This is a genomic window from Stenotrophomonas sp. AGC87 (assembly GCF_057333975.1).
On the sequence record NZ_JBHFHW010000040.1, the window covers coordinates 152,461 to 166,435 of the forward strand.

General features: G+C 68.1%; 7 protein-coding genes. 3 read left to right on the top strand and 4 right to left on the bottom strand.

Features of this window, described 5'->3' with window-relative positions; translation table 11 throughout:
* Position 1 precedes the first annotated feature (1 nt).
* Positions 2 to 2,443, bottom strand: coding sequence for a penicillin-binding protein 1B (gene mrcB, locus ACE026_RS16720; RefSeq protein ID WP_486039971.1), 2,442 nt, complete (start codon positions 2,441 to 2,443; stop codon positions 2 to 4).
* 96 nt (positions 2,444 to 2,539) lie between these two features.
* On the opposite strand from mrcB, the gene ACE026_RS16725 reads away from it, so the two are divergent.
* Positions 2,540 to 4,639, top strand: coding sequence for a glycosyltransferase (locus tag ACE026_RS16725; RefSeq protein ID WP_486039972.1), 2,100 nt, complete (start codon positions 2,540 to 2,542; stop codon positions 4,637 to 4,639).
* Here the strand turns inward: ACE026_RS16725 and ACE026_RS16730 are convergent.
* Together ACE026_RS16730 and ACE026_RS16735 are read right to left on the bottom strand one after the other, a co-directional pair.
* A complete protein-coding gene (locus ACE026_RS16730; protein WP_486039973.1) occupies positions 4,636 to 6,198 on the bottom strand; it encodes a hypothetical protein in 1,563 nt (520 codons plus the stop codon). The two genes, ACE026_RS16725 and ACE026_RS16730, sit on opposite strands and share 4 nt — an antisense overlap.
* A 29-nt stretch (positions 6,199 to 6,227) precedes the next feature.
* Complete coding sequence (locus ACE026_RS16735; RefSeq protein WP_486039974.1) at positions 6,228 to 8,381, bottom strand: RelA/SpoT family protein; 2,154 nt, start codon at positions 8,379 to 8,381, stop codon at positions 6,228 to 6,230.
* 132 nt (positions 8,382 to 8,513) lie between these two features.
* Here ACE026_RS16735 and ACE026_RS16740 point away from each other — a divergent pair, with 132 nt between their 5' ends.
* Complete coding sequence (locus tag ACE026_RS16740) at positions 8,514 to 9,026, top strand: hypothetical protein (RefSeq protein WP_486039975.1); 513 nt, start codon at positions 8,514 to 8,516, stop codon at positions 9,024 to 9,026.
* A 56-nt stretch (positions 9,027 to 9,082) separates the two neighbouring features.
* On the opposite strand, the gene hrpA is transcribed toward ACE026_RS16740, so the two are convergent.
* Entirely contained in the window at positions 9,083 to 13,186 is a 4,104-nt protein-coding gene (gene hrpA / locus ACE026_RS16745; protein ID WP_486039976.1) for an ATP-dependent RNA helicase HrpA, read from the bottom strand.
* 96 nt (positions 13,187 to 13,282) lie between these two features.
* Between hrpA and ACE026_RS16750 the strand changes: the two genes are divergently transcribed.
* Positions 13,283 to 13,834 (top strand): Dps family protein, encoded by a 552-nt coding sequence (locus ACE026_RS16750; protein ID WP_019185151.1) that lies wholly within the window; start codon positions 13,283 to 13,285, stop codon positions 13,832 to 13,834.
* Positions 13,835 to 13,975: the final 141 nt, after the last annotated feature.

Consider the following 13,975-nt stretch of genomic DNA (forward strand, 5'->3'; position numbering starts at 1 on the left):
ATCAGGGTTGACGCGCGGGGGTGGCGGCCGGTGCATTCTGCGCCGGTTCGGGGGCGGGCTCGGGCTTTTTCTCCAGGCCGAACCAGCTGCGCCAGCCACCGCCTTCACTCTGTTCGCCGCCCTCGCCTTCCGGCAACGCGCTCGGCGCGGTGCACGGTACATAGGCCGGGGTGTAGCCGACCACGAACGGGAAGCGACGCGCGCCCGGGCAGGCTTCATCGGTGGTGGCCGTGCCGCTGGCCTCCACGTACTGCCAGTCCAGGCCCTTGTTGTTGACCTTCAGCGGCGAACTGGGCAGGCGCTGGAAAATGCCCGACCAGACCCGCATCGACCCGGTCGCGCCATACAGCCCGGCTTGTTCATTCTGATCGTTGCCCATCCAGATCACGGCCAGATGGTCACCGGTGTAGCCGGCGTACCAGCTGTCGCGGCCGTCGTTGGTGGTGCCGGTCTTGCCCGCCGGCTGCAGGCGGCCCAGGCCGTCGGCGTTGAGGCGCTGCGCGGTACCGCTGGCCACGACCTGCTGCAGACCGATGCTGATCAGGTTGGCGGCAATCGAGTCACCTTCCTGCGCCGGCGCCGGGGTCTTGTCGTAGCGCTTCATCAACTTGCCCTGCGGATCGAGCACGCCACGCACCGCGTGCAGCGGCTGGATCTCGCCCCCGGAGGCCAGGAACTGATACAGCTGGGCCATCGCATACGGGCTTTGATCCGTGGAGCCCAGGATCACCGCGGGATTGGGCTCGGCCTTGATGCCGGCCAGAACATGGATCAACTGCGTGACCCGCTCCGGGCCGACCTGCATGCCCACCCGGACCGTGGCCTGGTTGTAGGAATGGGCCAGCGCATCGATCAGGCGGACCGTACCGTGGCTGCGGTTGTCCGCATTGCCGGGCGACCACTGCTTCCCGCGGCTGAGTTGCACCGTCACCGGCGAATCATCGACCCAGCTGGACAGCGAGTAGCGGTCCGGCTGCGCCAGCGCCAGCAGATACACGAACGGCTTGAGCAGCGAGCCGACCGGGCGCTGCGCCTCGATGGCCCGGTTGAAGCCCGGTTCGGACACGTCACGGCTGCCGACGACGGCCAGCACATCACCGTTGTGCACGTCGGTCAGCACCAGGCCGGCCTGCAACGCGGGACGGCGCTTGCTTTCCAGTGATTTGATCGTCTTGGTGACCGCACCTTCGGCATAGGCCTGCGCCGAGGGCGCCATGCCGGTCATCACGCTCAGCCCAGCGCCCTGCAGCACCGACTCGGGGTAATCGTGGCCAAGCTGGCGACGGACCAGATCGACATACGCCGGGAAACGGTTGGCCGCGATCAGGCCCGGCGTCTTGGGCACGCCCAGCGGCGCATCGACCGCGCGTTTGTACTCGGCATCATCGATCAGGTTGGCTTCGCGCAGCTTGCCCAGCACGAAGTTGCGCCGGTCCAGCGCGCGCTCGGGATTGCGGCGCGGATCGTAATACGACGGGCCCTTGACCAGGCCGATCAGCAGCGCGACGTGCTCGGTATTGAGCGAGGCCAGATCACGCCCGAACCAGAACTCCGCGCCCGAGGACATACCGTGGATGGCCTGGCTGCCACGCTGGCCCAGGTAGACCTGGTTGAGGTAGGCCTCCAGGATGGTGCGCTTGTCGTAGCGCGCTTCCATGATCAGCGCGTACAGCACCTCATTGAACTTGCGGGTGACGGTCTGCTCTTTGCCGATCCCGAGCAGGCCGCTGCGGGCCAGCTGCTGGGTCAGGGTCGAGGCGCCCTGGCGGCTCTGGCCACCAGAACGCACGGTCACCCAGATCGCGCGGGCGATGCCGCTCAGGTCGATGCCGTGATGCCGGTTGAAGTCCTTGTCCTCCACCGCCTGCAGGCCGGTGACCAGCAGCTCGGGGGTCTCTTCGATCCGCACCAGCCGGCGCTCTTCCTGCTTCTGGCCGTACAGCGTGGCGATACGGGCCGGATCCAGGCGCGCGGCCTTCAGCGCCTTGCGGGTGTCGGGGTCACGCAGCGAAGCGATCGACCCGCCGGACAGGCTCAGCTCGACGCGGCGCGGGGCGACCCGGCCGTCAACGTCGTTGTAGCCACGGCTGGAGATGACGAAACGCCCCCCCTCCTGCGTGTACGTAGCCGGTGATTTGCCGATCCCGTCATCACGGTAGGCCGAGGCCGCCAGCTCGGTCTTGAGCGTGGCCGCATCCATCGCCACGCCGGGCGCCAGCGGCAGCGGGCGCGCATAGACACGCGTGGGAATCTGCCAGCGCAGCTCACCGAAGCGCTGGGTGACCTGTTGATTCAGGTACACCGTATAGGGGATCAGGAAGCCCAGCCCCAGCGCGACAGCCGCCATGCTCCAGGTGATCAACCGGCGCCGCCACAGCGGGCCGCGGCTTTCGGTGTCGTCTTCGAACTCGTCGATGTCGTCGGAATCGTAGCGTCGGGGCACGGGGATGCGAGAATATGGATTCCGGCGAGTCTAACGCAGCCACTGCGAGCGGCGCGTTCTCCCGGGTTCCCCCGCTTAAGCTGGAGTTGCAACGGGATGTCGATGTCCTTGGCCGATGCTCGCTATTTCCTGAACCGCATGCTCGGCCTGTTCCGTCGCAGTCTGGCCAGTCTGCGCACCCGGGGCTGGCGTGCCACCTGGCAGCGCATCCGGGTCCATACCCAGGCCGTGCCGGCCCCACGCGGGGCGCCCCTGTACCTGCCGGAGGCCACAGCATTCGCGCCGTTCACCGTGCCTGCCAGCGAGCGCCCGGTGGTCAGCATCATCATTCCGGTCTACAACCACGCTGCGCATACCTTGGCCTGCCTGCGGTCACTGGCCGCGCATCCGCCGCAGGTCGCCTGCGAGATCCTGGTCGTGGACGACGGCAGCAGCGACGAGACGATCATCTGGATGCCGCAGATCCGCGGCCTGCGCTATGAAGTGCGCGCGAGCAACGGCGGCTTCATCGAGGCCTGCAACGAAGGCGTCGCACGTTCGCGTGGCCAGTACGTGGTGCTGCTCAACAATGACACCGTGCCGCAGCCGGGCTGGCTGGATGCCCTGCTCGCCACCTTCGCCCGGGTGCCGCGCGCCGGCCTGGTCGGTTCACAGCTGCTCTACCCCGACGGCCGCCTGCAGGAGTCGGGCGGGGTGATCTTCCAGGATGGCAGCGGCTGGAGCTACGGCCGTTTCGAATCACCTGAAGACCCGCGCTACAGCGCGCTGCGCGATGCCGACTACTGCTCCGGCGCCGCGCTGATGATCCCGCGCGCCCTGTGGGAGCAGATCGGCGGCTTCGATCTGCGCTACAAGCCGGCGTATTACGAAGACACCGACCTGGCCTTCGCGGTGCGCGCCAGCGGCCACCGCGTATTGGTACAACCGGCCAGCCGCGTGGTGCATGACGAGGGCACCAGCAACGGCACCGATACCGGCAGCGGGATCAAGGCCTACCAGGTCCGCAACCGCGGTGTGTTCGCGGCAAAGTGGGCTGGCGCACTGCAGGCGCAGCCCGCCGTCGGCAGCGTTCCCTCGCCAGCCCTGCTGCACCGTGCCCAGCGCCAGGTCCTGATCCTGGATGAAGAGGTGCCGCAGCCGGACCGCGACTCGGCCTCGCTGCGCCAGTACAACCTGATCCGCATGCTGCTCGAAGCGGGGGTCCACGTGGTGTTCGTGCCGACCCGGCGCGAGCACGGCGGCGCCGCAACCGAGGCGCTGCAGGCGCTGGGTGTGGAGGTCTGGTACGCCCCCTATCTGGACGGTGTGGCGCCGTGGCTGCGCGCCAACGGCGCCCGCTTCGATGTGGTGATGATGGTCCGCTACCACGTCGCCCACGAATGCCTGCCGCTGCTGCGCAGCTTTGCGCCTCAGGCCCGCACCGTCTTCGATACCGTCGATCTGCATTACCTGCGCGAACGCCGTGGAGCGGAGATCGCCGGGGATGCCGGGCTGCTGCGCAATGCCGAGCGCACCCGCGCACGCGAGCTGGCGGTGATGGAAGAGGTTGATGTGACTGTGCTGGTCAGCGCTGCCGAGCGCGAGCAGCTGCGCGTCGATGCCCCGGGCGCCACCGTGGAACTGATCTCCAATCTGCACGAGGTTGCTGGCGCCGGTCCTGACTGGGCCGAGCGGCGCGATCTGGTGTTCGTCGGCGGCTTCCGTCATCCGCCGAACCTGGATGCCATGCAGTGGTTCATCGGTGACGTCTTCGCGCGCATCCGTGCACAGCTGCCCGACATCCGTTTCCACTGCATCGGCGCGGCCGTGCCCGACACCCTGCGCGCGCTGGCTGCGACCCAGCCGGGCGTGGAGATCCACGGGTTCGTGCCGGATGTCGTGCCCTACATGGATGGCATCCGCATCGCCGTCGCGCCGCTGCGCTTCGGTGCCGGCGTGAAAGGCAAGGTGAATCTCAGCATGGCGCATGGGCAGCCGGTGGTCGCCACGACCTGTGGCGTGGAAGGCATGCACCTGCGCGATGGCGAGGATGTGCTGGTGGCCGATGATGCCGAGGCATTCGCGCAGGCCGTGGTGCGGCTTTACCAGGACGAGGCCCTGTGGCGCCGGCTCTCGACCGCCGGGCTGCAGAACATCGTGGATCATTTCTCGCTGGATGCGGCCCGCGCCACCGTGCAGCGGGTATTCCTGGATTAAGTACCCGAGCCACCGCCGGCGCTGCGCAGGCGCTCGGCGAAGGCCGGCAATTCCGGCAAGTCCGGTTGCCAGCGCCGCGCCTGCTCCAGCGCCTGCTGCGCGTAAGCGATGTCACCCGAGCCCAGGCGCTCGCTGCCGATGGCCAGCCAGCGCTGTGCCAGCCGCCGTCGCGCGGCTGCCTGGGCGGCATCATTGGTCGACAGCGTCTGCCAGGCGTCCAGACACGCCCCCGCAGCCAACACGCGGTTCTCGCGCAGGCGATCTTCGAAGCACTGCCGGCTTGCGGGCAGCAGACGCTGCGCAGCGGCACGCACCCGCGGGTCCTGCGGCGCGACGCCCTGGGCCTCGCGCAGGGCGTCGTAAGCACTGCGTCCGGGCGGGTCCAGGAAGTTGCCACGGCCCTCCGCCTCCTCCAGGCGCGTGAGCAGACGCTGCAGTGTGCGTTCGCGCTGCGCCCTCGGCACCGCCGGAGTCTTCAGTGCCGCCTGGGAGCGCTGCGCCTGCTCGATCACATGGCGGGCCGTCTCCAGCGAACGCGTGGACGCGCCCAGCGATTGGGCCACGTCAAGCGCCCGGGCTGCGTCTTCGAAGCGGAAGTTGCCGGCCAGCCGCGTCGCACGCGTGAGCTGCGCATCGGCGACCTGCAGCTGGCCACGGCGCGCGGCAGGATCGTCGGGCAGCGCCGAAAGCACCGCAGCGAACGCCTCCGCCGCGGCGTCCAGTTTCTGCCGGCGCAACGCGGTGTCGCCTTCGCGCTGGCGTCGCTCCAGCGCGTTGTTCAGCGCCTCCTGGGTGGCCGGCAGATCGACATGCCCGGCATCGAAGCCACGCGCGCTGCGCACCAGCGCCGCAGCCCTGGCCACATCGCCGCGTCCGGCCGCCGTGCGCGCCTGCTGGAGGAGATCGGACAGCGCATCCTCGCGCCCCTCCAGCGCGCGCACCTGGTTGGGGGACAGCGCCAGCACCTGCTGGAACAGCGGCAGTGCGCTGTCGGGGCTGCCCTCGAGCCGCTGCGCCCGCAGGGCCGCTTCGGCGCGCCCAAGCAACGCCCCGATTCCCGCACGTGCCTGGTCGTGTGCCTGCAACTGCTGCGCCACCGCATCGGCGTCGCGCTGCGGCACCTGCAGTTCGCGGGCCAGCGCAAGCGCGGCGGTCGCCGCCGGTGCATCGCCCCGGTCCAGCGCATCCCGCGCCTGCTGCAGGGCAGCCTGGCCGGTGCGTGCCAGACCGCTGCGTGCCTGCAAGCGGTCGTTGTCCAGCGCCAGCGCGGCCTGGAAGGATTCACGTGCGCCACTGCCATCTGCCGCACTCAACCGGCCCGCGGCCAGCGCGTGATCGCCCTGGTCGAGCAGCTGCTCGATCTGCGGTTCGTTCCAGAACCAGTTGGCCAGCGGCCGGCGCAACAGGGCCAGGCTGACGAACAGCAGCACGGCCACCAGCAGCGCCCAGCGCCAGATGCGCCGGGCATGGCGCGCCTGCAACCACCACCAGCGGCCTTCGCGGCGCACCCGTCGCAGTGCTTGGTGGGCGGCGTCATGCCTGTCATCGTCCCGGCTCATGGCGCGAGCCTAGCGTGGGGCACGTGAGCTCAGCCTAGACGCCGGGCTTCGCTGACGCCGGGCAGCGCGTCCAGCTTGCCCAGCAGGGTCGAAAGCTGGCCGTAGTCACTGACCTTCAAGCGCAGGCGCAGATGCGCACGGCCACTGTTGCGGACGTTGTCGCTGTGGATGTCCAGCACATAGGCATCCTCCTGCGCGATCAGGTTGGTGATGTCCTTGAGCAGCCAGCGTCGGTCGACCGCGTCGACCACCACGTCCACTTCATAGCCACCGCCGGCCTGGCCCCACTCCACCGGAAGAATGCGCTGCGGGCTGGCTGCGGCCAGACGTGCCAGCGCGGCACAGTCGGTGCGGTGCACGGTGACGCCGCGCGCACGCGTGAGATACCCGACGATCGGCTCGCCGGCCACCGGCTGGCAGCAACGCGCCAGCTGCACCAGCAGGTTGCCCACGCCCTGTACGGTGAAATCGGCGCTGCGCACACTCTCGCGCCGCGCGGTCGGGCGCGGCAGTACCGGCGCCGCCGGCTGACTGGCGGCACGTTCGGCTTCCAGCAGCGTGCGGCTGACCTGGTTCGGCCCGGTATCGCCCAGCGCCACCTGGATGTAGAGGTCGTCGACGCTGTCGGCGTGGAACTTCTTCACCGCGATGGCCAGATCGGCATGCTGCAGGCCGAGGCGCTTGAGTTCGCGCTCGAGCAGCTCGCGGCCGGCCTGCACGTTGCGCGCGCGGTCCAGCTTGTGGAACCACCCGCGCACCTTTTCACGCGAGCGGTTGCTGGCCAGGAACCCGCTGGAGGCCAGCAACCAGTCGCGCCGGGGATCAGCCTCCTTGCCGGTCAGGATCTCGACGCGGTCGCCACTGCGCAGGCGGTAGGTCAGCGGCACGATGCGGCCGTTGACCTTCGCCCCCCGGCAGCGGTGCCCGACCATGGTGTGCACGTGGTAAGCAAAATCCAACGGCGTGGCGCCCTGCGGCAGGTCCATCACCTCGTCCTTGGGACTGAGCGCGTAGACCCGGTCTTCGGTCAGCTCGGCATCCAGCGCACCGGCCAGTTCGCCTGCATGCCCGTCCTGGGATTGCTCCAGCAGCTGCCGCATCCAGGTGATCTTGCGGTCGAACGCCTTTTCCGCGCCCTTGCTGCCTTCCTTGTAGCGCCAATGCGCGGCCACGCCGAGCTCGGCCTGGGCGTGCATGTCGTGGGTGCGGATCTGCACTTCGATGGTGCGCCCTTCCGGGCCGACCACGGCGGTATGCAGCGAACGGTAATCGTTGGCTTTCGGGCGCGCGATGTAATCGTCGAATTCGCTCGGCACCGGCGCCCACAGTGCATGCACCACGCCCAGCGCGGCGTAGCAGGCGGCCACGTCGTCCACCATCACGCGCACGGCGCGGATGTCGTACAACTGCTCGAAGGCCAGCCGCTTCTTCTGCATCTTCCGCCAGATGCTGTAGATGTGCTTCGGGCGGCCGCTGACCTCAGCGCGAATGCCCTGCGCCAGCAGCTCGCGCGACAGCGCCTTCTTGACGCCCTCGACATAGCGCTCGCGCGCCAAGCGCGTTTCATCCACCTCCCGCGCGATGCGGCGGTAGGTCTCCGGTTCCAGATGGCGGAACGCCAGATCCTCCAGCTCCCACTTCAACTGCCAGATGCCGAGCCGGTTGGCCAGTGGCGCATGGATGTCGCGGGTGAGCTGGGCCAGCGCGCGGCGCTCTTCTTCGGGCAAGCGATCGGCACCGCGCATGCGGGCCAGCTGGCGGGCGAGCAGGATCGGCACCACGCGCAGATCGCGGATGATCGAGAGCAGCAGGCGACGCAGGCCTTCGCTGTTGCGCCCGGCCTCGCGCCCGGCGTGCAGCGCCCAGACCTGGTCGGCAGCGTCCAGACCGTCCAGCAGCCCGACGACCACCGGCTTGAGCGCACCGATCGGCAGCGTGTCCAGCCCGGCACGCAACCACGGCAGATCGAACAGCAACGTGGCCAGCAAGGCAGACTCGTCGGCCGAGAGCAATGACAGCGCATCAAGCGTGTCAGCCAGCACCGGCCAGCCCGCGCGCCTGTCCAGATCGGCCTCGGGTTGCTGCCAGCGCTGCAGCAAAGCCTCACGCAGCTCAGGCGGCAGCGAAGCCACCGAGGGTCGGTTCAACAAGCCATCCAGGCCAGGGGAGGAAGCGCGGTTCACAGCATCGTACAGACAAGACAGAGGCCACCTACACTAGCGCCGCAGCGCCCCCCCGACAATCGCCATCACCAGCATGTGCACATGCCGGGGCGCTGGCACTACACTGCGGCCATTCCCAGGAGAGACTCTGCCATGCGCTTTTCCCGTCTGCGGTTGTTGGCCTGTGCGGCCGTCATGATGAGCCTCTCGCTACCGGCGCTGGCCCAGCGCGTGGTCGAAGGCGATCTGCAGCAGCAGATGTCGCCGGCCGAGTTCAAAAGCGCCGGGCTGGAGAAGCTCACCCCGCAGGAACTGGCCGAGCTCAACAACTGGCTGCAGGGCAAGGGGGCCGCGCGGGCGGCCGATGCCCGCGAGCAGGCCCGCGAAGAGGGTCGTCAGGAAGTCATCGTGAAAAACCACGGCTTCTTCGACTTCGGCACCAAGGAGCCGATCAAAAGCGTCTTGACCGGAGAGTTCCGCGGCTTTGGCAAGGGGCAGCGTTACGCGCTCGCCAACACCCAGGAATGGGAGCAGATCGACGATGTCCAGGTCGGTGGTGTCCGCCGCCAGTCGCCTGAGGTCAGCATCGCTCCCGGCGTCGGCGGCGTGTGGTACATGCAGATCCAGGGCGTCAACACCCGCGCCAAGGTCCGCCGCGTCAAATAATCCGCGCGCAGGCAACCCCAGTTACCCGTGCCGAATTGGCACGGGTAACTGGCGGATCAAGGCTTCTGCAGCGCGGCGACGCGCTGGGCCAGCTTCTTGGCTGATATCCCGGTCTTCGCGCCCAGCTCCTGGGCAAACAGCGAGACCCGCAACTCTTCCAGATCCCAGCGCAGGTCCTGCCACTGCGGCCGCCCCCGCAGCCCGCGGGCCTCGGCCTGTGCCAACGCATCGACGAATGGCCGCAGCTCCAGCATCCGCGCCTGGTCGCGCGGCGGATCGCGCTTGGCACGCTCAGTGCGAAGGATCATCGCGCGCAGGTAGCGCGGCAGTTGCGCCAAGGCATCGGCCGGGGTCTCGCGCAGGAAGCCAGGATGGACCAGTGCGGCCAGCTGCTGCTCCATGTCATCCAGATTGCCGCGTGCCCAGCCCATCAGCGGCGCTTCCAGCTGTGGCTTGAGCTCGGCCACATGCGCCAGAATGTTCTCGGCCAGCTTCAGGCGAGCCATCGCCTCTGCGAACAACGCCTTGCCCGCCTCCGCGCTGCGCTTGGCGAACGCGGCCGGGTCGCGGATATCACCCAGGCCATCGGCAAGCACGGCATTCATCGCGGCATCCACCAGATCACCACGCAGGCGCTCCTGCGATTCGATCGCGGCATACAACAGGCCGGTCTTGGGCGGCACCGGCAACTGCTTGCGCGCCTGCTTGGCCTTGTCGGCCAGCGCGATCTCCAGCAGTCGTCGCACCCCCAGTGGATGCTGCTCCAGCGCCTCGTTGCGATCGGCAAAGATCTTCAACGCGGCGGTCTCGCCCTGGTCGACCAGGGCCGGATAGGCCGGCACGCCGGCTTCGCCGGGCACCTGCAGCGGGATCGGGCTGGCCGGGAAATCGCGCAAGCCTTCGGCTGCCAGCGCACGCCCGGCACGCGCGGCGAAGGCGTCACCGGCCTGGTCGCCGAAGCGGGCACGCAGGGCATCCAGATCACGTGAGGTTGCCAGCACCTTGCCATCGGCATCGCGCAGCCGCAGGTTCATGCGCAGGTGCGCCTCCAGCGACGCTTCGTCGACATCGGTCGCCGCAAGCTTTGCACCGGTCGCGCGCGACAGGAACCGCGCCAGCTCGCCACGGATGTCATCGGCGGTCGGCTCGGCAAACGCTTCGGCGAACGCGCGACCGAAGTCCGGTGCCGGCACATAGTTGCGGCGCATTGCCTTGGGCAGGCTGCGGATCAGGGCCGCGGCCTTGTCGGCCACGAAGCCGGGCGCCAGCCATGACAGCCGCGCTGGATCGAGTGCGTTGAGCAGGTGCAGCGGTACCTCCAACGTGACGCCATCTTCGTCGGCACCTGGTTCGAAGGTGTAATGCAGCGGCAGCCGTGCATCACCCAGCGGCAGATACGCGGGATACCGTTCGGCATCGCTGCCCTCACCCGGCAGCAGATCGGCCAGTGTCCACGACAGCGCGCGGCGTTTCTCCGGTGCCAGCGCCTTCCACCAGGTATCCAGCCCCATCGCCGAATGGATATCGGCCGGAATCCGGTCCAGGTACCAGCGCGCCTGCCAGCCTTCGTCGGCGACGATGCCGGCACGGCGCAGCTTGGCCTCTTCTTCGCGCGCCTGCTCCAGCACCTTGAGGTTGTCGGCGACGAAGCCGGCACGGGTGTTGATTTCGCCGGTCACCAGGCCCTGCCGCACGAAGATCTCGTGTGCCTCGCCCGGCGCGATGCGGCCGTAGTGCACTGGCTTCTTCGGGGCCAGCACCAGCCCGAACAGACTGATCTGCTCGGAGGCCAGCACCTGGCCCTGCGCGCGCGACCAATGCGGATCGAAGTGCTTGCGCAGCAGCAGGTGAGGCAGCTCGTTGATGACCCAGTCCGGCTCGATCGCCGCGTTGGTCAATCCCCAGATCTTCTGGGTATCCAGCAGGGTCGCGGTGAGCAGCCACGGCGGCGGCCGCTTGGCCAGCGTCGAGCCCGGGAACGGCAGGAAGCGGCGCTGGCGCGGTGCCAGGAAGTCGCCCTTGTCGCTGCGGTGGCCGATCTGCGTGGGCAGGCCGGCGATCAAGGCACGGTGCAGGGTCTGGTAGGCCGCCGCGCGTACTTTGTCGCTGAAGGCGTTGCGCGCCTCGGAATCGGCCCCCTTGACCGGCGACGGCGTGTTCTGGGCAGGGGTCGGCTCGGATTTCCCTTCGCGGGCCAGGCGTGCGGCACGGTGCTGCTGGCCACGCGTCGCCTTGATCTTGGCCTCGTCATCGCGCGCCGGTGCAGGCGCGGAGGATCCGGCAAGCAACGGCGCCAATGACGTCTCCGCCGGCTCCTCGCTCCACCCCAGTTCCTCACACAGCACGCGCAGCTGACGGTGCAGCTCCCGCCACTCGCGCATGCGCAGGAAGCCGAGGAAATGCCGCCCGCACCAGTCGCGCAGCTTGGATTGGGTCAGGTCTTCGTGGGCCTGGCGATAGCCGTCCCACAGCCGCAGCACACCGACGAATTCCGAACGTCCATCGGCGAACAGCGCGTGCGCGTTGTCGGCCGCGGCGCGCGCTTCCGGCGGGCGCTCGCGCGGGTCCTGGATACCCAGGAACGAAGCGATCACCAGCATCGGCCGCAGGCAGCCCTGCGCCTGCGCAGCAACCAGCATGCGGGCCAGTTTCACGTCCACCGGCAAGCGCGCCATCTGGCGCCCGATCGGGGTCAGGCGGCGCTCGGCATCGACCGCACCCAGCTCACCCAGCTGCTGCCAGCCATCGGCAATGGCGCGCTCATCCGGTGCTTCAAGGAACGGGAAATCCTCGATCTTGCCCAGGCCCAGCTGCAGCATCCGCAGGATTACCCCGGACAGGCTGGAGCGGCGGATTTCCGGATCGGTGAACTCGGGGCGCGACAGGAAATCCGCTTCGGAATACAGCCGGTAGCAGATGCCTTCGGACACGCGGCCACAACGGCCCTTGCGCTGGTTGGCGCTGGCCTGCGAGACCGCTTCGATGTGCAACCGGTCCAGCTTCTGGCGCGGGCTGTAGCGTTTGATGCGGGCCAAACCCGGGTCGATCACGTAGCGGATGCGCGGCACCGTCAGCGACGTTTCAGCGACGTTGGTGGCCAGTACGATGCGCCGGTTGGCGCCCGGGTTGAACACCAGATCCTGATCCTTGACCGACAGCCGCGCATACAGCGGCAGCACGTCGGTGCCGCGGTACTTGCGTCGTTCCAGCGACTGGTGCGCATCGCGGATTTCGCGCTCGCCCGGGAAGAACAGCAGGATGTCGCCGCGCGGGTCGATCCGGGTGATTTCATCCACCGCCGCGACCACCGCATCATTCACGGTGCGCTCGCCATCGCGCCCACCGTCGGCCTCGCCACCGCCCTCACCTTCCAGCGGCCGGTAACGCACCTCCACCGGGAAGGTGCGTCCTTCCACGCTGATCACCGGCGCGTCATCGAAATGCTGGGCGAAGCGCGAGGTATCGATGGTCGCTGAGGTGACGATCAACTTGAGGTCCGGGCGCTTCTTCAGCAACTGCTTCAGATAGCCCAGCAGGAAATCGATGTTGAGGCTGCGTTCGTGCGCCTCATCGACGATGATCGTGTCGTAGTTGGACAGCCAGCGGTCGCTGCTGATCTCGGCCAGCAGGATGCCGTCGGTCATGAACTTGATGCGGGTATCGTCACCGACGCGATCGGTGAAGCGCACCTGGTAACCCACCGTGGTGCCCAGTTCGGACTGCAGTTCCTGCGCAACGCGGGTCGCCACGGCACGTGCGGCGATCCGTCGCGGCTGGGTGCAGCCGATCATGCCGGCGGTGCCACGGCCGGCGGCCAGGCACAGCTTGGGCAGCTGGGTGGTCTTGCCCGAGCCGGTTTCACCGGCGATCACCACGACCTGATGGTCGCGGATCAGCGCGGTGATGGCCTCGGCTTCACGCGCAATCGGCAGTTGCTCGTCCAGAGTGATGGCCGGCTGATTCAGCGCACGCGCTTCACGGCGGCGCACGGACGCCTGCAAGGCCTGCTCGAACGCCGCCGCCAGCCCCGTATCCGCCGGTTTGGCCCGCCAACGCGAGAGCATCCCCAGCAAACGACCGCGGTCGCGGCTCATGGCCCCGTTGATGGCGGCCTGCTGCTGGGCCAGGCGTGCTGCATGTGGTTTTTCGATAGCGCTCATCAATCGATTCGTTTAGAACTTTTGTTTACTACTGAAAGGGTAGTCTGATCTATTGTGAAGGCCATCCGATTCATCCCATCCATAAGGAGTTCTCCCATGGCGAAGACGACCAAGACCCCGGCAAAGCCCAAGACTGCCAAGCAGAAGCTCGGCGCGGCGGCCCCGTCGGCCCCGAACATCGATATCGGGATCAAGGAGGGCGATCGCAAGAAGATCGCCGATGGACTGTCGGCCTTCCAGGCTGATGCGTTCACGCTCTACCTGAAGACCCACAACTTCCATTGGAACGTGACCGGGTCGATGTTCAACTCGCTGCACACCATGTTCGAGACCCAGTACACCGAACAGTGGGCGGCCCTGGATGACGTGGCTGAACGCATCCGTGCACTGGGCTTCAACGCCCCGGGCTCGTACCGCGAGTTCGCGGCCCTGACCTCGATCGCCGAGGAGCCGGGCCTGACCGACAGCGCGGACTGGCGTGAAATGGTACGCCAGTTGGTCACCGCCAACGAGGCTGTGTGCCGTACGGCGCGCAAAGTGCTGGATGTGGCCGACGATGCGGACGACGCACCGACCGAGGATCTGATGACCCAGCGTCTGCAGACCCACGAAAAGTACGCCTGGATGCTGCGTTCGCTGCTGCAGTAAGGGTTTGTTTTTTGGCGGGCTTGGTTGACTGACGGAAACGGCAAAGGCTTTGGCTGACGGGGTCTGCGTGTTGGGGGGGGGGGGGGGGGCCCTGCCGGGACGCGCCGTAAACCCATCCTTGGGGGCTCGTGGGCGCCATCC

Excerpts from the sequence above, each read along its gene's own strand:
- hrpA (WP_486039976.1), bottom strand. The coding sequence starts at position 13,186 with ATGAGCGCTATCGAAAAACCACATGCAGCACGCCTGGCCCAGCAGCAG.
- ACE026_RS16730 (WP_486039973.1), bottom strand. The coding sequence starts at position 6,198 with ATGAGCCGGGACGATGACAGGCATGACGCCGCCCACCAAGCACTGCGA.
- ACE026_RS16740 (WP_486039975.1), top strand. The coding sequence starts at position 8,514 with ATGCGCTTTTCCCGTCTGCGGTTGTTGGCCTGTGCGGCCGTCATGATG.
- ACE026_RS16725 (WP_486039972.1), top strand. The coding sequence starts at position 2,540 with ATGTCGATGTCCTTGGCCGATGCTCGCTATTTCCTGAACCGCATGCTC.
- ACE026_RS16750 (WP_019185151.1), top strand. The coding sequence starts at position 13,283 with ATGGCGAAGACGACCAAGACCCCGGCAAAGCCCAAGACTGCCAAGCAG.